This is a genomic window from Methylocystis sp., assembly GCF_050246715.1.
In the GTDB taxonomy this organism is placed as follows: Bacteria; Pseudomonadota; Alphaproteobacteria; order Rhizobiales; family Beijerinckiaceae; genus Methylocystis.
In genome coordinates this window covers 36,840-56,541 of record NZ_JBFWVN010000005.1, presented here as the reverse complement: position 1 = coordinate 56,541, position 19,702 = coordinate 36,840, and the positions used below count along the sequence as shown (strand labels likewise).

The following is a 19,702-nucleotide window of genomic DNA, read 5'->3' as shown; positions in this document are numbered from 1 at the left end:
CGCCTCTCGACGTGGATGGCCGGGGCAAGCCCGGCGATGACGGGCTGAGATGTGGCGATGCTTGCTTACATACGCCGCCGCATTACGATCCCACGCGCTTCTGATGTTTGGCGCATCAGATGAATCACGCCACCAGCGCCGCCTTGCCCTTCGCCTTCTTGCGGTCGTTGGGGTCGAGATAGACCTTGCGCAGGCGGATCGACTTCGGCGTCACTTCGACGCGTTCGTCGTCCTCGATATAGGCCAGCGCCTTTTCCAGCGTCATCTGGATCGGCGGCGTCAGGCGCACCGCCTCGTCCTTTGACTGCGTGCGGATGTTGGTGAGCTGCTTGCCCTTCAAGACATTGATCTCGAGATCATTGTCGCGCGTGTGCTCGCCGACGATCATGCCGCGATAGACCTTCCAGCCGGGCTCGATCATCATCGGCCCGCGGTCTTCCAGCTTCCACATGGCGTAGGCGACCGCCTCGCCTTGATCGTTACTGATCAGCACGCCGTTGCGGCGCCCCTGAATGTCGCCCCGATAGGGCGCGTATTCGTGGAACAGCCGGTTCATGATCGCGGTGCCGCGCGTGTCGGTGAGGAGTTCGCCCTGATAGCCGATGAGGCCGCGCGTCGGCGCATGGAAGACGAGCCGCAGGCGATTGCCGCCGGACGGCTTCATCTCGATCATCTCGGCCTTGCGCTCCGCCATTTTCTGCACGACGACGCCGGAATGTTCCTCGTCGACGTCGATGACGACCTCTTCGATCGGCTCGAGAATCTCGCCGTTCTCATCCTTCTTGTAGACGACCTTCGGACGCGACACGCCAAGTTCGAAACCTTCGCGGCGCATGGTCTCGATCAGAATGCCGAGCTGCAACTCGCCGCGGCCGGAGACGATATAGGCGTCGCCCATCGGCGCATCCTCGACGCGCAGCGCGACATTGCCTTCGGCCTCCTTATAGAGCCGCGCGCGGATCATGCGGCTCGTGACCTTGTCGCCTTCCGTGCCGGCGAGCGGCGAGTCATTGACCAGGAAGGTCATGGAGAGCGTCGGCGGGTCGATCGGCTGCGCCTGCAGCGGCTCGTTCACGTCGAGCGCGCAGAGCGTGTCGGCGACGTTGAATTTTTCGAGGCCCGCGATGGCGACAATGTCGCCGGCTTCCGCCTCTTCGATCGGCTGGCGCTCGATGCCGCGGAAGGCGAGAATCTTCGAGACGCGTCCCTGCTCCACCACCTTGCCGGAACGATCCAGCACCTTCACCGGCTGGTTCGGCTTCACCGAGCCGGAGAACACGCGGCCGGTGATGATGCGGCCGAGATAGGGGTTCGCCTCCAGCAGCGTGCCCAGCATGCGAAAGCCGCCTTCTTCGACGGTGGGCTCGGGAACGTGCTTGAGCACGAGATCGAAGAGCGGCGCCATGCCGTCCTGCGGGCCGGTGGGCTCCTCCGCCATCCAGCCTTGCTTGGCGGAGCCGTAGATGATCGGGAAGTCGAGCTGCTCGTCGCTGGCGTCGAGCGCGGCGAAGAGATCGAACACCTCATTCACCACCTCGCTCACCCGCGCGTCGGGCTTGTCGACCTTGTTGACGCAGACGATCGGCTTGAGGCCGATCTTGAGCGCCTTGCCGACGACGAATTTGGTCTGCGGCATCGGGCCTTCGGCGGCGTCGACAAGAACGATCGCGCCGTCGACCATCGAGAGAATGCGCTCAACCTCGCCGCCGAAATCGGCGTGGCCGGGCGTGTCGACGATGTTGATGCGCACATCCTTCCAGGCGATCGAGGTCGCCTTGGCCATGATGGTGATGCCGCGCTCCTTTTCGAGATCGTTCGAGTCCATCACGCGTTCGGCGACGCGCTGGTTTTCGCGAAAGGCGCCCGACTGCTGGAGCAGACGATCGACGAGCGTGGTCTTGCCATGGTCGACATGGGCGATGATGGCGATATTGCGCAGCTGCATGGTGAACGGGCCGGCCGGGTAAAACAGCCGCCCCTGCGGCCGCCCGAGAGGGGCCGGGACAGAGGCGCTGGCTGTTGTTGCGATGCAGCGTCTCATACCCCAAGGCGGGGGATTATGGAAGCGAAACCGCCCTGCGCAAGCGGCGGACGATCAGCCCGCCGCTCGGGTCGCCTCACCGCGCCGGGCACCGCTGCCGACAGCGGATAAAGGCGGGGACGCATTGCGACGCCAGGCCGCCCTCGGCGAGACAGGAGTCGCGATCTGCAGCGCATTCCCGCAGGCATTCCTCGCGCGGCGTCAGCGGCGGGGGCGGCGGCGGAGGCTGGGGCGGCGGCTGCGCGGTGAAGGTGGTGAGCGGTCCAAGCTCCTGCTCGATCAGGTTCAACGGGCTGAAGACGAAGGAACTGCCATCGTCGGGTCCGCCCCAGAGAATGCCGTGCAGGCACGCCTGGCTGGCGGTGGGCAGAATCGAGAAGACCGGCGAGCCGCTGTCGCCATTGTCGGTCAGCTTATTGGTTCCGCTCACCCTGGCGACGCGGCTCTGGCACAGCAGCCGAACGTCGGTATCGGCGACATTGACGTCGATGCAGGTCGCGCGCACGTCGCCGAAGGCCCAGCCCGTGGTGCGGCCGACCTTGTTGAGCCTCATGCCGACCATCGAATCCGGCGTCTCGCTGACGATCCGGAAAGCGCTCGGAAAGCCGTTGATCGTGCGCGAACCGACGTTATTGGTCGTTCGGGCGATTTCGAACGGCCCGCGCGCGATGCGGTAATCGGCGTAGGCGCTGTCGCTGAACCGGCATCTCCTGCCCGACGGACACTGGCCGCCGGTGAAATATCGCGGATCAGCGTCCTCGTCGCCGATCTTATTGCCCGACAGCAGCGGATCATTGGGCTGATGGAAATCGTCGTCATTGCTGACGCCGCGGTTCCTGGTGCAATGGGAATTGGTGACGAAGCCGTCGCGGCCATTGCGCACGACATTGAACCCGAGCGTGCAGATTTTATAGGCGAAGATTCCGGTGTCGATTTCGATCTGCACGCCGGCCGGAACCGGCCGCCTTTTATCGCGCAACGACGCGTGAAACCGGATCGGCTGGGTTTCCTCGATGATCAGCGCCTCGAAGGGAACGCCAAGCGATTTCGCCAAGGCTTCGAATCTTTGGCGCGCGGGATCGCCGACGACGCCGACGGTCACGCGATTGCGGCGCTCGTCGAGATCGACAAAGACGATTTCTTGGCCGTCGAGCGCGGGCGCGACGCTCTTCTTCCATTTGGCGAGTTCGATCGCGTCATAATCGCCCTTGATGATATTGGGCTCCGACGCTCGGCCTTTACGGGCGCCGTTTTGCGTCAGAAAATCCGCGCCGAGCACGCTGGCGATCGCAGACGTCACCTGCGCCCGCGCGGCTTTCATCGAATCGGCGTTGCGCAGCTCGCCGGCGTTCTTCATATAGATTTGCACCGTTCCCTTCTCGTCGACGAACATGCCGCCAAAGCCCGGCGCCAGCTCGGCGATCTTGACCAGCTTATCGTCGAAGGTGGTCACCGGCGCGGCCGGCGGCGTGGCCGGGGCATCGCTTTTCTGCGCGATCGCGGTTGTCGTCGTTGAGATGGCGATCGCCACGAATGATGTCAGCAATATTCTCAATCTCATTGCGCCCTCCATGAAATCATGCTCGGGGGCGAACGCATCTCGCCCGCCGCCGCTCAAACGGCGCCACTATTAAAGGTCTCCTTGGCGCGCGATGTGCGCGCCAGCATTGCGTCGCAGTTTTTAGGGGAATTAGAGCGCCGAACCGCGCTCGGCCACTGGCGTCCACAGCACCTGTTCGATGCGCTCGGCGCCGGTCGCGAGCATCACCAGCCGGTCGAAGCCGAGCGCCACGCCGCAGGCCTCCGGCATTTCAGCAAGCGCCGCCAGAAAATCCTCGTCGATCGGATAGGCCTCGCCATAGATGCGGCGTTTCTCGGCCATCTGCGCCTCGAAACGGCGGCGCTGCTCGGCCGGGTCGGTCAATTCGGCGAAGCCATTGGCGAGTTCGACGCCGCAGACATAGAGTTCGAAACGGTCGGCGAAACGCGGATCGTCCGGGTTGACGCGGGCGAGCGCCGCTTCGCTTGCCGGATAGTCGGTCAGGATCGTTGGGCGCTCGCAGCCGAGCATGGGTTCGATCTTTTCGCTCATGATCTTGCTGAAGAGATCCGACCAGCCATCGTCGTCGGCGACCCTTATGCCGTCACGCGCGGCGGCGCGGGCGAGCCCGTCGCGGTCGCCGAGCAGCGCTGCAAGATCGATGCTGGCGTGGGTCGCGAAGGCCTCGCAGACGCTGACGATCTGAGGCTCCTCGAAGGGATCGCAGGTTCGGCCGCGCCAGGAAAAATCGCTCGCGCCGGCGGCGCGCGCCGCGCTCGCCAGCAGTCCGGCGCAATCCTCGATCAGCCGCAGCGTCGGCGCGCCGGCGCGATACCACTCCAGCATGGTGAATTCGGGATGGTGCAGCGCCGAACGCTCGCGATTGCGGAAGACATGGGCGAGGGTGAAAATCCGCTCCTCGCCGGCGGCCAGCAGCTTCTTGCAGGAGAACTCGGGCGACGTGTGGAGATAGAGCCGGCTGCGCTCACCGGAGGCGCCGATCAGCTCGGTGGCGAAGGCCGAAAGGTGAGTCTCATTGCCGCCGGAGAGCTGAAGCGCCGCCGTCTCGACCTCGGCGAACCCTTCCGCGGCGAGGAAGCGCCGGACCGCCGCGGCGATCGCCGTGCGCGCCTTGAGAAAGGGCTTGCGGTCGGCGTAGACATCCCGAGCCCACCAGGGCGACGCGCCCGTCATAAGGCCTCCCGCGAGGCGGGGCCCCGGATTGCCGGCGCGCCCGAAATATGGTCTTACCGCCGTTCATACCCCAGGCCGGCCACAAGGGATACCGACGTGAAAGTCATCGCCAGTTCGATTCGCAAAGGCAATATCATTGAGAGGGACGACGGCCAGCTTTACGTCGTTCTGACCGCCGAAAGTTTTTTCCCCGGCAAGGGCACGCCGACGACGCAGATCGACATGCGCCGCCTCTCCGACGGCGTGAAAGTGTCGGACCGCTACAAGACGACTGAACAGGTCGAGCGCGCCTTCGTCGAGGATCAGGATTTCAGCTATCTCTACAATGACGACGACGGCTATCACTTCATGAATCAGGCGAGCTACGAGCAGGTCGCCGTCTCCGCCGATACGATCGGCGATCAGACGCAATGGCTGCAGGAGGGCATGGTCTGCATCCTGTCGATGTTCAACGGTGCGCCGGTCGGCATTCAGCTGCCGCCGCGGGTGACGCTGGAAGTCGTCGAGACCGAGCCGGCGCTGAAGGGCCAGACCGCGTCTTCCTCCTATAAGCCGGCGAAACTCTCCAATGGCGCGCGCGCCATGGTGCCGCCGCATATTCAGACCGGCACCCGCGTCGTCATCCAGACCGAGGACGGCGCCTATGTGGAGCGCGCCAAGGATTGATAGCGGGGAGGATTCCCTCTCCCGCTTGCGGGAGAGGGTGGCCCGGCGAAGTCGGGTCGGGTGAGGGCCCTCATCCGTCGTCACTTCGTGACGACACCTTCTCCCGCAAGCGGGAGAAGGAGAAACGCCCCTACTCCAAAAATTCGCGCAGCTTTTTCTCCGTCGCGGCGGCGTCCTTCAATTCGCATTCCCAGATCGTGAGCGCGCGCCAACCCAGCGCCGCGAGCTTGTCGCGATGCGCGGCGTCGCGCGCGACATTTTTGGCGATTTTCGCGCGCCAATAATCGGCGTTGGCTTTCGGCATGCGCGCGCCGCGCGCGCAATCATGCCCGTGCCAGAAACAGCCGTGAACGAAGATCGCCCGCCTGCGGCCGATGTAAGCGATGTCGGGATTGCCGGGAACGTCCTTGCGATGCAGCCGGTAGAACGGCGCGAATCTTCTCAGCATCGCCCGCACCGCGAGTTCGGGCGTAGTGTCCTTCCCCTTCACCGCGCGCATGATGGCGGAGCGGCGTTCGCGCGTTTCTTTTGCGGTGACGCGCAATGCCCCCTCCCCAGCCCTCCCCTGCTGCGCTTCGCTTGCGGGAGAGGGAGTCTTCCCTCTCCCGCGGAGCGGGGGAGGGTCAGGGAGGGGGCTCAAGCCGCCTCCAATACGATGCATGCGTTCAGCAACGGCTCCAGCAGATGCGCCGCAATATGCCGCACGACCGGCACGACGACGCCGTCGCCCGTTAGATGGTAGGCCTCGTTGTAATTCTCCGGCAAAGCATATTCGTCCGGCAATCCCATCAGCCGCGCCGTCTCTCGCGCCGACATCAGCCGCGAACGCACTTTGCCCTTGTCGACGACAAGCACGAATTGCCGGCTCGAGCCGCCGGCCGGCGTGCGCAGGCAGCCGGCCACTTCGTCGAAACGCGCTTCGGCGCGCTGGTTCTTTACGTCGTTCTGATAACGCGTGCGGCGATAGAGCGTCCCGACCATTTTGCGCCCAGCGCGTTTCGCCTCTGCGATCTTGGCGAGATTGACGTCGCTCATCATGGCGATAAGCGCATTCGTCTCTTTGACGCTATGCCAAGCGACATCGATCGGCGCATCTTCGATCATGTCGATGAGCGATCTGTTGCGCAGCGGCGGCGCCGGCAAATTCCACCACAGCCAATTCTTGCGTAGCGTCTTCGGCAAAGATTCCTGTGCGGTGACAAGCGCGCGCGTGTGAAACAAATTGTTGTTCTGGATTGCTTCGCTTCGCTCGCAATGACGCAGGAGAGATGAGGGAACAGCGATGTCCTCCCGCGCGGCGATGACGAACAGCCGCGGACGCGATTGCGGGACGAACAGCGCCGCGTCGATAATGAGCGCGCCGAATCTGTAGCGCTCCTTCGCCAACGCCTCGCTGATTTTCTCAAAATCCTTGCCGCCGTGAGAGGTCAACGCGCCGCAGACATTTTCGAGAACGATGATGGACGGCGCGCGCCCCTCCTGGCGCAACGCCTTCATCAAATCCCAGAACGGCCAGAACGTCCCCGACCTCTCGCCCTTCAATCCGGCGCCGGCGCCGGCGAGCGACAAATCCTGACAGGGGAAGGACGCCCAGACGAGATCGGCATGGCCCGGCAATTGAGCCGTGGAGATTTCGCGCACGTCGCCGACATGCAGCTCTTCGCCGCCCCAATTGGCGCGGTAGCTTTCGGCTTTCTTTCGGTCGAAATCATTGGCGAAGAGACAGCGCCAGTTCTCTCCAAGCCCGGCGCGGACCATGCCGCCGCCGGCGAAGAATTCGTAATAGGCGGGTCTCTCGTCCATCTCCGACTCACGCTGTTTCAGGCGAGTCTAACGATTGTCAGCCCATTCCCGAATAAAAAAGGTTCGCGCCAACCCTCTCCCATTGGGAGAGGGTCGGACCGAAGGTCCGGGGTGAGGGGTTGCACGCAAAATTGAGAGGCGGCGACCCCTCTCCCGGCTGCTTCGCAGCCGCCCTCTCCCAAAGGGAGAGGGTTTCGCGCCCTTTATTGAGTGGCTTCTTACGTCGCGACCACCATCACATGGACGGTCGGCTTCTTGCCCCAGACGGACGACACCGCGCCCCGCACCGCCTTCTCGATCGCATTCGAGACCGCGTCAGCGTCGCGGCGGCGCGGGCGCGACAGGCCCTCGAATGCTGCGAAGAGCGCCTCGTCGATGATTTCGCCCATGTCCTCGCCGAACTTGCCAAGCTTCGGCACGCCGGCGAAGACGACGTCCGGATCGCCGACGAGTTCGCCCTTGCGATCGACGGCGAGCGCAATGGAAATCACGCCGACGAAAGACAGCCGCAGACGGTCACGCACCGCGCTGTCGTCTTCGGTTAGGACGACATCGCCATCCTTCATCAGGCGTCCATGCGGCGCCTCGCCGATCACGCCGGGCGCGCCGGGCGCGAGCCGCACAATGTCGCCATTGCGCGCCGAGACGACCTCCGCGGCGCCATGCGCTCTCGCAAAAGTCGCATGTTCCGTCAGATGATGCGCCTCGCCATGGGCAGGCACGGCGATCTGCGGCCTGATCCATTCATACATTTGCGCGACCTCGCCGCGGCGCGGATGGCCCGAGCAATGCACGAGATGATCATGGTCGGTGATGACCTCGACGCCGAGATCGCACAGATTATTGATGATGCGAAAAACGTCGCGCGCATTTCCTGGAATGACGCGCGATGAAAAAATCACCCGATCGCCGGAGACAAGCTTGATCGTGGGATGATCATTCGCGGCGGCGCGCGCCATGGCGGCGCGGGTTTCACCCTGGCTGCCGGTGGCGATGACCACGGTCTTGTCGCGCGGCAGGGTCGGCAGCAATTCGGGCGGGTGAAATCCGGGCACGCCGTCGAGATAGCCGCAGTCGCGCGCCACCTGAATGGCGCGATCCATCGCCCGCCCCGCAACGACGACGGTGCGTCCGCACGCCTGCGCCGCCTCGGCGATGGCGCGCAGCCGGGCGATATTGGAGGCGAAGGTCGTCACCAGCACGCGTCCCGGCGCTTCGGCGATCAGCGTGCGCAGCGTGCGTGCGACATCGGCTTCGGAGAAGCTGTCGCCCTCGCGCAGAATATTAGTCGAATCGCAGATGAGCGCGGCGACGCCCTCGTCGCCGAGCGCGCGCAGCCGCGCTTCGTCAATGCGCGTTCCGACGCCGGGCTCTGGATCGATTTTCCAGTCGCCGGTATGAACCAACAGGCCGAGCGGCGTGCGGATCGCCAGCGCATTGGCTTCCGGAATCGAATGCGCGACCGCGACATATTCGACCTCGAACGGATCGAGATCGAGCTTCGCGCCAGCGCGAGTGAGAGAAATGTCGATCTTCGGCGCGCCGGGCTCGTTCAGCCGCCGCACTTCGAGGAGGCCCGCTGCGAAGGGCGTGGCGAAGACCTTGCAGTTGAGCCTTGGCCACAATGTCGCGAGGGCGCCGATATGATCCTCATGGGCATGGGTGATGCAAATGCCGACGAGATCGCGGGCAATCTTTTCGACGAAGGCGATATCGGGAAAGACAAGGTCCACGCCGGGCAGTTCCGGTCCGGGAAAGCCCATGCCGCAATCGACCATCAGCCATTTGCGCTTCTGCGGCGGCCCATAACCATAGAGCGCCATATTCATGCCGACTTCCCCGAGCCCGCCGAGCGGCAGGAACACGAGGTCGGCTGCCGGCGTCGTCATGCGACGCCTCCCGCCGCGATCCGCCGCGGCCCGAGCGAGACGTCGCCCGCTTCGACCATTCGCTCGCCGCTGGGCGTCGCCAGAATGAGCCGGCCGGTCGCATCAATCGTAGCGAAGCGTCCTTCAATCGTTTCGCGTGGCAGCTCGACGCGAATAGGCGCGCCGAGATAGGCGGCGTGTTTGAGCCATTCGTCGCGGATTTGAGCAAACCCTTCTCCGCCGCGCCAAAGATCGAGCGCTTCGACGAGAGCGTCGGAAAGATGGGAAAAGAGCCTTGCCGCGTCAGGCGCGTTCGGACCGACCGACGTCAAGGCGCGCGCTTCAAACGGAAGCCCCTTCGGCGCCTCGGCACAATTGACGCCGATGCCGATGATCGCGACGGAAGCTACCGGCGCGCGCGCGTCGCCGGTCTGCGCGCTGACGTTCTCGAGCAAAATCCCGCCGAGTTTGGCGCCTTCGATCAGCAGGTCGTTCGGCCATTTCAGCGCGAAGCGGCCGACGTCTTCGGTCGTGGCGCGCAGCGCGCGCAACGCTGCGACGCCAGCGACAAAGCCGAGTTGCGGCGCGATTGCGGTCGCGCCGAAATCGCTCAGAACCAGGCTCGCATGCAGATTGCCCGGCGGCGAAATCCATTGGCGTCCGAGACGGCCGTGGCCGCCGGTCTGCCGCGCGGCGACCACCCATAGCGGCCCGCGCTCGCCCGTCTCGATCAGGCGGCGCGCTTCGTCGTTAGTAGAATCGACGCTCTCCAGCGCGAGGAGGCGCACGCCGCGGGCGCGCGCCAATGATCCCAACTCCACGCGCGAATTACCTCCCTAGATCACGCTGCGTTTAGGCGGAATCGCCTAAACGCAGGTGACGTGATCAATTCCAAAAGCTTCGAGCGCGCTTTTTGCGAAAAACCGGCATACACTTTTTCGCAGCGCGCTCTAGAAGAGCGATTTGGCAGCCGCCGCCGCCGCATCCATGACCGGCGAGGGATAGACCCAAAATCCAAGGAGCGCCAGAGTCGAGATGGCGAGCACGGCGCGAACCGCCCTCGGCGCGCGATCGAAGGCGGGCGCCGGCTCGTCGAAATACATGACCTTGACGACCCGCAAATAATAATAGGCCGCGACCGCGCTCGCCAAAACGCCGATCACCGCAAGGCCGAAGAGCCCGGCGTCAACCGCGGCGAGCAGCACATAATATTTGGCGAAAAAGCCGGCGAGCGGCGGCACGCCGGCAAGCGAGAACATCAGCATCGCCAAAAAGAACGCCATCCAGCCATTGGTGCGCGACAGGCCGGCGAGGTCGGAAATATTCTCGACATAGCGACCTTCGACGCGCATCGCCAGAATCGCGGCGAATGTTCCGAGCGTCATGATGAGGTAGATCGTCAGATAAATCGCAACGCCGCGCACGCCCGCCTCGTCGCCGGCGGCGAGGCCAATCAGCGCGAAGCCCATGTGGCCGATCGAGGAATAGGCCATCAGCCGCTTGATGTTCTCCTGGCCGATCGCCGCGAAAGAGCCGAGCAGCATCGACGCGATCGAGACGAAAACCACGATCTGACGCCATTGATCCTTCACGCCCGGGAAGGCGGTGAAGACAATGCGCGCGGTGATCGCCACCGCCGCCATCTTGGCGGCCGAGGCGAAGAAGGCGGTGACCGGCGTCGGCGCGCCCTGATAGACGTCGGGCGTCCACATATGGAATGGCGCCGCCGACATCTTAAAGGCCAGCGCGGCCAGGACGAAGACAAGCCCGAAGATCACGCCAATTGGCGCCGAGCTCGAGACGACCGCCGCGATCCCGGCGAAAGACACCGTTCCGGAAAAGCCGTAGAGCAGCGACGCGCCATAAAGCATCATGCCCGAAGACAGCGCGCCGAGGACGAAATATTTCAGCCCCGCCTCCGACGATCTGCCATCATCGCGCGCAAAGGCGGCCATGACGTAGAGCGCGAGCGACATCAGCTCAAGGCCGAGATAGAGCGCGATGAGATTATCTGCCGAAATCAGCAGCAACATGCCGAGCGTCGAGAGGATGATCAGCACCGGATATTCGAATTTCTCGAGCCCGTTGCGTTGCAGCCAGTCGACCGACATCAAGATCGACGCAATCGCGCCGATAAGGGTCAGCGCCTTCATGAAGCGCGAAAAGCCGTCGTCGATATAGGCGCCGTCAAAGACGCTCGTGTCGGGCGTGCTCGACAGCGCGATCGTCACCAGCGCGAGACCGAGAATGCCGACCGCCATTTCGTCGACGAGACCGAAACCGCGTTCGCCGCGCCAGGCGCCGATCAGGATGAGAACCATCACGCCGACCGCGAGGATCGTCTCGGGAAGAAAGTGATGCGCGAGTTGAACGAAGAAGGGCATCGTCAGCGATCCATCATTGGCCAGCGGCTGCGAGCTTAATCGCGTCGATGAACGCGGTATGGGTCTGGATGAGATTGTCGACCGACGCCTGCGTCGCGCTCAGAATCTGCTGCGGCTGCACGCCATAGTAGATGGTGAGCAGCACGAGCGGCGTGAAAATCGCGATCTCGCGCGCCGTCAGATCGGTGATGGTGATCAGACTCGCCTTCTCCAAGGCGCCGAAGATCACGCGACGATAGAGATAGAGCGCGTAAGCCGCAGAGAAGATGACGCCGCTCGTCGCGATCAGCGCGACCCAGCTGTTCGCCTGGAAGGCGCCGGCGAGCGACAGGAATTCGCCGATGAAGCCCGTCGTCCCGGGCAGGCCGACATTGGCCAGGGTGAACAGCATGAAGACGAAGGCATAGACCGGCATGCGGTTGACGAGGCCGCCATAGGCGGCGATCTCGCGCGTATGCATGCGGTCGTAGATGACGCCGACGCAAAGGAACAGCGCGCCAGAGACGAAGCCGTGGCTGATCATCTGGAAGATCGCGCCCTGCATGCCCTGAGGGTTCAGCGTGAAGAGCCCCATCGTGACATAGCCCATATGCGCCACAGACGAATAGGCGATGAGCTTCTTGATGTCTTCCTGAACCAGCGCAACCAGCGACGTATAGACGATCGCGATCACGGACAGCGCATAGATGAGCGGCGCGAAATTGGTCGAGGCGTCCGGAAACATCGGCAGCGAGAAGCGGATGAAGCCATAGCCGCCCATCTTCAGAAGAATCGCGGCAAGGATCACCGAGCCCGCCGTCGGCGCCTCGACATGGGCGTCAGGCAGCCAAGTATGCACCGGCCACATCGGCATCTTCACCGCGAAGGACGCGAAGAAGGCGAGCCACAGCCAGGTCTGCATGTCCTTGGGGAAATCGGTCTTCAGCAGCACAGTGATGTCGGTCGTGCCGGCCTTGCCATACATCGCAAGGATCGCGACCAGCATGAGGAGCGAGCCGACGAGCGTATAGAGAAAGAATTTGAAGCTCGCATAGACGCGCCGCTTGCCGCCCCAGATTCCGATGATGAGAAACATCGGGATGAGGCCGCCCTCGAAGAAGAGATAGAACAGCACGAGGTCGAGCGCGCAGAAGACGCCGACCATCAGCGTCTCGAGCACGAGGAAGGCGATCATATATTCCTTGACGCGCTTCTCGACTGACGTCCATGAGGCGAGAATGGCGAAAGGCATCAGGAAGGTCGTCAGCAGAACGAAGGGCATCGAAAAGCCGTCGACGCCCATCTTGTAGATGAGGCCGGAGCCGAGCCAGCTTTTCTCCTCGACGAATTGAAACGCCGCGCTCGTCGTGTCGAACCCGGACCAGATGAACAGCGACAGAGCAAAGGTGGCGAGCGTGGTCGCGAGCGTCGCCCAGCGGATATTGCGCAGGCTCGCTTCATTATCGCCCTTCTGGGTGAGCAGGAAGGCGACGCCAACGAGCGGCAGGAAGACGACGCCGGAAAGAATGCCGAAACCGAACATCAGCGCAATCCTCCGGCGATGAAGTAAGTGGCGATCGCCGCGACGCCGATCAGCATGGCGAATGCGTAATGGTAGAGGTACCCGGTCTCCAGACGCACCGCGAACCGCGCGCCGTCGGCGACCCGCGACGCGACGCCGTCAGGCCCGAGACCGTCAATGATTGCGCCGTCGCCGCCCTTCCAGAACAGCCGGCCGAGGGCGAAGGCGGGCCGAACGAACAGGAAGTCGTAAAGTTCGTCGAAATACCATTTGTTGAGCAGGAATTGGTACAGGCGCGGGAAGGTTCGCGCCAGCGCCTGCGCCGTTCCTGGCTTCAGCACATAGACATAGAGCGCGATGAGGAAGCCAAGAACCATCATCGCGGTTGGCGCATAGGCGGCCCATGCGGGGATGGCGTGCATCTCGTGCAGAACCTCATTGTGCGCGCGGGTAAAGATCGCTCCCTTCCAGAATTCCGTATAGGCGTGGCCAGCGAAATCGGGCTCGAAGACATAGCCCGCGCCAAGTGCGCCGACCGCTAGCACCGCGAGCGGAAAGAGCATGACGAGCGGCGACTCATGCGGCGCATGGCTGTGATCGTCATGACCATGACCATGTTCGTCGGCCGCCGATTTGTCGTGCGAATGATTGACTTCGCCTGCGTGCGCATGGCGCTGGCCAAAGAAAGTCATGAACACCAGACGCCAGGAATAATATGACGTCAGAGCCGCGGCGACGACGGTCGAAACGAAGCCGATCATCGCGGTCGTTCGATGTTCGCCGGCCGCGAACGCCGCCTCGATGATGGCGTCCTTGGAGAAATATCCGGCCGTATAAGGAAAGCCGGTCAGCGCCAGCGTGCCGATCGTCATCATCGCGAAGGTGAAGGGTATGTCCTTGCGCAGCGCGCCCATGTTGCGCATGTCCTGCTCATGGTGCATCGCGTGGATGACCGAGCCCGCGCCGAGAAACAGCAGCGCCTTGAAGAAGGCGTGCGTGAAGAGATGGAAGATGCCGAGCGAATAGGCCCCGACCCCTTCAGCGACGAACATGTAGCCGAGCTGCGAACAGGTCGAATAGGCGATGACGCGCTTGATGTCGTTTTGAACGAGACCGACCGTCGCGGCGAAAAAGGCGGTCGTTGCGCCGATGATGGTGACGAATTCGAGCGCCGTCGGCGCATATTCGAAGATCGGCGAGAGACGCGCGACCATGAACACGCCAGCGGTCACCATGGTCGCGGCATGGATGAGCGCCGAGACCGGCGTCGGGCCCTCCATCGCGTCCGGCAACCATGTGTGCAGAAAGAACTGCGCCGACTTGCCCATCGCGCCGATGAACAGCAGGAAAGCCGCTAGCGTCAGCGCATCGACAGTAAGGCCAAAGGCGTGAATCGACTCGCCGGCCAGTCCCGGCACGGTGGCGAAGACTTCGTCGAAGGTGAGCGACTTCGTCAATTGAAAAATGAGGAAAATGCCGAGCGCGAAACCGAAGTCGCCGACGCGGTTGACGACGAAAGCCTTGATCGCCGCGGCGTTGGCCGAAGGCTTTTGATACCAGAAGCCGATGAGGAGATAGGAAGCGAGGCCGACGCCTTCCCAGCCAAAAAACATCTGCAGGAGATTGTCGGCCGTCACCAACATCAACATGGCGAAGGTAAAGAGCGACAGATAGGCGAAGAAGCGCGGACGATGCGGATCCTCGTGCATGTAGCCGACCGAATAGAGATGCACGAGGCTCGACACCGTATTGACGACGACGAGCATCACCGCCGTCAGCGTGTCGACCTGCAGCGCCCATTCAACCTTGAACGCGCCGACGGTCATCCAATTGCCGAGAATCGGCGCGTAGCCCGGATTGTGGCCGAGCGCGACATCGAAAAAGACAATCCACGACAGGACGGCGCAGACGATCAGCAGGCTCGTCGTGACGAATTCCGAGACGCGCGCCCCGATCCAGGGTCCGAACGCGCCTGCGATCAGAAAGCCGACGAGCGGAAGAAAGACGATGGCGTAAATCATCTTGAGGTCAGCCCTTCAGGGAATTGATGTCTTCGACCGCGATCGTGCCGCGGTTGCGATAGAAGGCGACGAGGATCGCGAGGCCGATCGCCGCCTCGGCCGCCGCCACGGTGAGCACGAAGAGCGCAAACACCTGTCCGGTCAGATCGGCGAGCGACTGCGAGAAGGCGACGAAGTTCAGATTGACCGACAGCAGAATCAATTCGACCGACATCAGGATGACGATGATGTTCTTGCGGTTAAGGATGATGCCGGCGATGCCGAGCGTGAACAGGATCGCCGCGACGACGAGGTAATGCGTAAGGCCGATGGTCAGCATGGGTATCCTCGTTAGACGCCGGTCCGGAACGGAACTTTCTTGATTTCGATCACATTCTCGCGCGTGCGGGCGTTCTGCTCCTCGATCTTCTGACGCTTGATGTTGGGCTTGTGATGGAGGGTCAGCACGATCGCGCCGATCATCGCGGTGAGCAGCACCAGCGCCGACGCCTGAAAGAAGATCACATATTTCGTGTAAAGGATCTGGCCGAGCGCCGCGGTATTGCTCATTTGCGGAATGATCGGATTGGCGACGGCCTCACTGGCCGACGGCGCGGAACTCCAGCCGATCGCCATCATGCCCAATTCCACCAGCACCACCCCGCCGACGGTGGCGCCGACCGGCAGATATTTGATGAAGCCCTGTTTCAGCGCGGCGAAGTCGACGTCGAGCATCATCACGACGAAGAGGAACAGCACCGCGACCGCGCCGACGTAGACGACAATGAGGATCATCGCCAAAAATTCCGCGCCGGCGAGGAGGAACAATCCCGCGCCATTGCAGAAGGCGAGGATGAGAAACAGCACCGAATGCACCGGATTGCGCGCGAAGATGACGACGCCCGCCGAGGCGATCATGATCGTCGCGAAGAGGTAGAAAAATACGGCCTGCACGTTCGTCGTCCTCTCGAGCGCTGCGCTTTCGCGCCGCTCACATGCGAGCCTTAGGGCTCGCGGTCCATTCTTCCGCCCTCGACCGCGAGCCTGGAGGCTCGCAAATCCAGTTACCTGTATTGGGCGTCCATCGCGATGTTGCGCGCGATCTCGCGCTCCCAGCGGTCGCCGTTTTCGAGCAGACGCTCCTTGCTGTAGTAAAGCTCCTCGCGCGTCTCGACCGAGAATTCCGAATTCGGCCCCTCGACGATCGCGTCGACCGGGCACGCCTCCTGGCAGTAGCCGCAATAGATGCATTTCACCATGTCGATGTCGTAGCGCGTCGTGCGGCGAGTGCCGTCATTGCGGCGCGGTCCGGCTTCGATGGTGATGGCCTGCGCCGGACAAATCGCCTCGCAGAGTTTGCAGGCGATGCAGCGCTCCTCGCCATTGGGATAGCGGCGCAGCGCATGCTCGCCGCGGTAGCGCGGCGATTGCGGATTCTTCTCATGCGGATAGTTGATCGTCGCCTTCGGCTTGAAGAAGTAGCGCATCGACAGAAGGAATGCGCCGACGAATTCCGAAAGGAAGAGCGACTTGGCGGCTTGATCGAGTTTCATGACGGCCTCAACTGCCTGCCGGTCCCGCCGGCCAGAACTGCAGGACGGCGGCGACGATGATGACCATGGCGAGGGAGATCGGCAGGAAGACTTTCCAGCCCAGACGCATCAGCTGATCGTAGCGATAACGCGGCACGAAAGCCTTCACCATGGCGAAGAAGAAGAAGAAGAAGCTCACCTTCAGGATGAACCAGATCACGCCCGGCACATAGGTGAGCGGCGCGACATTGACCGGCGGCAGCCAGCCGCCGAAGAACAGGATCGTCAGCAGCGCGCACATGGTGACGATCGCCACATATTCGGCGAGCATGAAGAGGACGTAAGGCGTCGCCGAATATTCGATCATGAAACCCGCGACGAGCTCCGACTCCGCCTCGACGAGATCGAACGGCGGGCGATTGGTCTCGGCGAGCGCCGAAACAAAGAAGATGACGAACATCGGGAACAGGCGCAGCCAATACCAGCCGGCCATGCCATAGGGCGTATCCTGCGCGGTGACGATGTCGGTCAGGTTGAGCGAGCCGGCGCAAAGCAGCACGGTGATGATCACAAAGCCGATCGAGACTTCGTAGGAGACCATCTGCGCCGCCGAGCGCAGCGCCGAAAGAAACGGATATTTCGAATTCGACGCCCAGCCGCCCATGATGACGCCGTAAACGCCGAGCGAGGACAGCGCGAAAATGTAAAGGATGCCGACATTGATGTCGCCAACCGCCCAACCGTCGGCGACCGGAATCACGGCCCAGGCGGCGATCGACAGCGTCGCCATGATGAAGGGCGCGAACAGGAAAATGCCCTTGTTGGCGACGTCGGGAATGACCGGCTCCTTGAGCGCGAATTTGATGAAATCCGCGAAGCTCTGCAGAAGTCCCCAGGGGCCGACGACATTCGGACCGCGACGCAGCTGCACCGCCGCCCAAATTTTGCGGTCCGCAAGGATGACATAGGCCACGTAGATCAGCAGCGCGACCGCCAGCAGCACGCTCTTCACGAGCGCGAGAACAAGCGGATAGGCGATGAAGAAATCCGAAATGGCGCTCACCCAATCGTCGCTCACGTCCAAAGCTCCTATTCCGCCGCTTGCGCAAGCCGGCCCTGCGCCAGCGCCGAACATTCCGCCATGACCGCCGAGGCGCGGGCGATCGGATTGGTGAAGTAGAAATTCTCGATCGCCGGAACGAACGGGTCCTTCATCGCCACCGCCGGATGATTGGCGAGCGCGACGATCTGCGCGGCTTCGCTCGGGGCGATCTCATCGACTCGCGCGAAATGGCGATGCGCCTCGACCAGCCGCCGGCGCAGCGCCGCGAGCGAGTCGAAGGGCAGCGGATTGCCGAGCGCGCCTGAGAGCGCGCGCAATACCGCCCAGTCCTCGCGCGCTTCTCCGGGCGGGAAGACGACGCGGAAGGCGCGCTGCACGCGACCTTCCGTGTTCACGTAAAGGCCGGACTTTTCCGTATAGGCCGCGCCGGGCAGGATCACATCGGCGCGATGCGCGCCGCGGTCGCCATGCGCGCCGATATAGACCACAAAGGCGCCGGGCTCGATCGCGAGCTCGTCGGCGCCCAGGTTAAAGATGAGATCCAGCGCGCCGGCCTTCGCCATCGCGCGCGCATCCAATCCGCCTGCGCCCGGCGTGAAGCCTAGATCGAGCGCGCCGACGCGCGCGGCCGAGGTATGCAGAACCGAAAATCCGTTCCAGCCGTCGCTGATTCCGCCGAGCTTTTGCGCCGCCTGTGCGGCGAGCGTGAGAACCGCCTCGCCGTCGTCGCGCGCGAGAGCGCCCTGTCCGACGATGACGAGCAGCCTCTCCACCGGCTTCGCGGAGCGGATGAACTGCAGGAGCGACTCGGGACCGGCGCCGAGATAATCGTAGCCGTACGTGAGATCGGCGCGTTCGCCGACAAGCGAAACCGTAAAATCGCCTTTCAGCCAGCGCTTGCGCAGTCGCGCGTTGAGAACGGGCGATTCCTTGCGCGGATTGGCGCCGATGATCAGCGCCGCGCCGGCCTGCTCAATGCCGGCGACGGTCGCATTGAAGAGATAGGATGCCCGGCCGAAATGTGGGTTGAGTTTGGGGCCATCCTGACGGCAATCGAGGTGCGGCGTTCCAAGCTGCTCCGCGAGGAGCTTCAAGGCGAATGTCTCTTCGACCGCAGCGAGATCGCCGACCAGCGCGCCAATGCGCGACGGCGACGTCGCCTTGGTTTTGGCGGCGACGGCGGCGAGCGCCTCCTGCCAGGAGGCGGGGCGCAACCGGCCGTTCTCGCGAATATAGGGCCGATCAAGACGCTGCGTCTTGAGGCCGTCGACGATCTGGCGCGTCTTGTCGGAAATCCACTCCTCATTCACGAGGTCGTTGATGCGCGGCAGAATGCGCATCACTTCGCGCCCGCGCGAGTCGACGCGGATCGCCGAGCCGAGCGCATCCATCACGTCGATCGTCTCGGTCTTCTGATATTCCCATGGTCGGCCGCGGAAGCTCTGGGGCTTCGGCAGTAGCGCGCCGACCGGACAAAGATCGGCGACATTGCCCTGCAGCTCGGAGCTCATCGCGCTTTCGAGATAGGTCGTGATCTCCATATCCTCGCCGCGGCCGATCGCGCCCATGTCGCCGGTGCCGGCGACCTCGGCGGTGAAGCGGACGCAACGCGTGCAATGGATGCAGCGGTTCATCTCGGTCTTGACCAGGACGCCGATATATTTGTCCTCGACCGCGCGCTTGTTTTCATGAAAGCGCGAACTGTCGACGCCGAAGACCAGCGCCTGATCCTGCAGGTCGCATTCGCCGCCCTGATCGCAAATCGGGCAGTCGAGCGGATGGTTGATAAGCAGAAACTCCATCACCCCTTCGCGCGCCTTTTTCACCATCGGCGATTTGGTGAAGACTTCAGGCGGCGCGCCGTTCGGGCCGGGGCGCAAATCCTTCACCGACATAGCGCATGAAGCTTGCGGCTTCGGCGGCCCGCCCTTCACCTCGACGAGGCACATGCGGCAATTGCCGGCGATCGACAGGCGCTCGTGATAGCAAAAGCGCGGGACTTCGACGCCGGCCTGCTCGCAGGCCTGCAGCAGCGTGAAATCGCCCGGCACGTCCACTTCGACGCCATCGACGAGAATCTTGGTCACTTCGCTCTCTCCGAAGCCTCAAC

The 19,702-nt window shown here is 63.2% G+C and carries 16 protein-coding genes; 1 reads left to right on the top strand and 15 read right to left on the bottom strand.

Annotation, left to right across the window (positions count from 1 at the left end; all coding sequences use genetic code 11):
• Positions 1–124 precede the first annotated feature (124 nt).
• The 3 genes from typA to epmA all read right to left on the bottom strand — a co-directional run bounded on the left by typA (position 125) and on the right by epmA (position 4,775).
• Positions 125–1,945: a translational GTPase TypA gene (gene typA, locus AB7I51_RS03950; protein WP_428403427.1), complete on the bottom strand. Its 1,821-nt coding sequence runs from the start codon at positions 1,943–1,945 to the stop codon at positions 125–127.
• A 172-nt stretch (positions 1,946–2,117) separates the two neighbouring features.
• On the bottom strand, positions 2,118–3,602 hold the full coding sequence (locus AB7I51_RS03945; protein ID WP_428403426.1) for a hypothetical protein: 1,485 nt from the start codon (positions 3,600–3,602) through the stop codon (positions 2,118–2,120).
• Between the two features lie 129 nt (positions 3,603–3,731).
• Positions 3,732–4,775, bottom strand: a complete 1,044-nt coding sequence (gene epmA, locus AB7I51_RS03940; protein WP_428403425.1) for an EF-P lysine aminoacylase EpmA — start codon at positions 4,773–4,775, stop codon at positions 3,732–3,734.
• A gap of 96 nt (positions 4,776–4,871) precedes the next feature.
• Here epmA and efp point away from each other — a divergent pair, with 96 nt between their 5' ends.
• Positions 4,872–5,441, top strand: a complete 570-nt coding sequence (gene efp / locus AB7I51_RS03935; RefSeq protein ID WP_428403424.1) for an elongation factor P — start codon at positions 4,872–4,874, stop codon at positions 5,439–5,441.
• 130 nt (positions 5,442–5,571) lie between these two features.
• On the opposite strand, the gene AB7I51_RS03930 is transcribed toward efp, so the two are convergent.
• From AB7I51_RS03930 to nuoG, 12 genes are all read right to left on the bottom strand, one after another.
• Positions 5,572–5,985, bottom strand: coding sequence for a very short patch repair endonuclease (locus AB7I51_RS03930; RefSeq protein ID WP_428403423.1), 414 nt, complete (start codon positions 5,983–5,985; stop codon positions 5,572–5,574).
• Between the two features lie 92 nt (positions 5,986–6,077).
• Entirely contained in the window at positions 6,078–7,244 is a 1,167-nt protein-coding gene (locus tag AB7I51_RS03925; protein WP_428403422.1) for a DNA cytosine methyltransferase, read from the bottom strand.
• Positions 7,245–7,462: 218 nt separating this feature from the next.
• On the bottom strand, positions 7,463–9,133 hold the full coding sequence (locus AB7I51_RS03920) for a ribonuclease J (RefSeq protein ID WP_428403931.1): 1,671 nt from the start codon (positions 9,131–9,133) through the stop codon (positions 7,463–7,465).
• Positions 9,130–9,918 (bottom strand): biotin--[acetyl-CoA-carboxylase] ligase, encoded by a 789-nt coding sequence (locus AB7I51_RS03915; protein WP_428403930.1) that lies wholly within the window; start codon positions 9,916–9,918, stop codon positions 9,130–9,132. Before AB7I51_RS03915 ends, AB7I51_RS03920 begins: the two co-directional genes overlap by 4 nt.
• 144 nt (positions 9,919–10,062) lie before the next feature.
• A complete protein-coding gene (nuoN, locus tag AB7I51_RS03910; RefSeq protein WP_428403929.1) occupies positions 10,063–11,496 on the bottom strand; it encodes an NADH-quinone oxidoreductase subunit NuoN in 1,434 nt (477 codons plus the stop codon).
• Between the two features lie 13 nt (positions 11,497–11,509).
• On the bottom strand, positions 11,510–13,018 hold the full coding sequence (locus tag AB7I51_RS03905) for an NADH-quinone oxidoreductase subunit M (RefSeq protein WP_428403928.1): 1,509 nt from the start codon (positions 13,016–13,018) through the stop codon (positions 11,510–11,512).
• Entirely contained in the window at positions 13,018–15,018 is a 2,001-nt protein-coding gene (nuoL, locus tag AB7I51_RS03900) for an NADH-quinone oxidoreductase subunit L (RefSeq protein ID WP_428403927.1), read from the bottom strand. The genes AB7I51_RS03905 and nuoL overlap by 1 nt, the downstream gene beginning before the upstream one ends.
• A 7-nt stretch (positions 15,019–15,025) precedes the next feature.
• Positions 15,026–15,334: an NADH-quinone oxidoreductase subunit NuoK gene (nuoK, locus tag AB7I51_RS03895; protein WP_428403933.1), complete on the bottom strand. Its 309-nt coding sequence runs from the start codon at positions 15,332–15,334 to the stop codon at positions 15,026–15,028.
• Positions 15,335–15,348: 14 nt separating this feature from the next.
• A complete protein-coding gene (locus tag AB7I51_RS03890) occupies positions 15,349–15,951 on the bottom strand; it encodes an NADH-quinone oxidoreductase subunit J (RefSeq protein ID WP_428403926.1) in 603 nt (200 codons plus the stop codon).
• A gap of 110 nt (positions 15,952–16,061) precedes the next feature.
• Complete coding sequence (gene nuoI / locus AB7I51_RS03885) at positions 16,062–16,550, bottom strand: NADH-quinone oxidoreductase subunit NuoI (protein WP_428403925.1); 489 nt, start codon at positions 16,548–16,550, stop codon at positions 16,062–16,064.
• A 7-nt stretch (positions 16,551–16,557) separates the two neighbouring features.
• A complete protein-coding gene (gene nuoH / locus AB7I51_RS03880) occupies positions 16,558–17,607 on the bottom strand; it encodes an NADH-quinone oxidoreductase subunit NuoH (RefSeq protein ID WP_428403924.1) in 1,050 nt (349 codons plus the stop codon).
• 11 nt (positions 17,608–17,618) lie between these two features.
• Entirely contained in the window at positions 17,619–19,679 is a 2,061-nt protein-coding gene (nuoG, locus tag AB7I51_RS03875; protein WP_428403923.1) for an NADH-quinone oxidoreductase subunit NuoG, read from the bottom strand.
• Between the last annotated feature and the right edge of the window lie 23 nt (positions 19,680–19,702).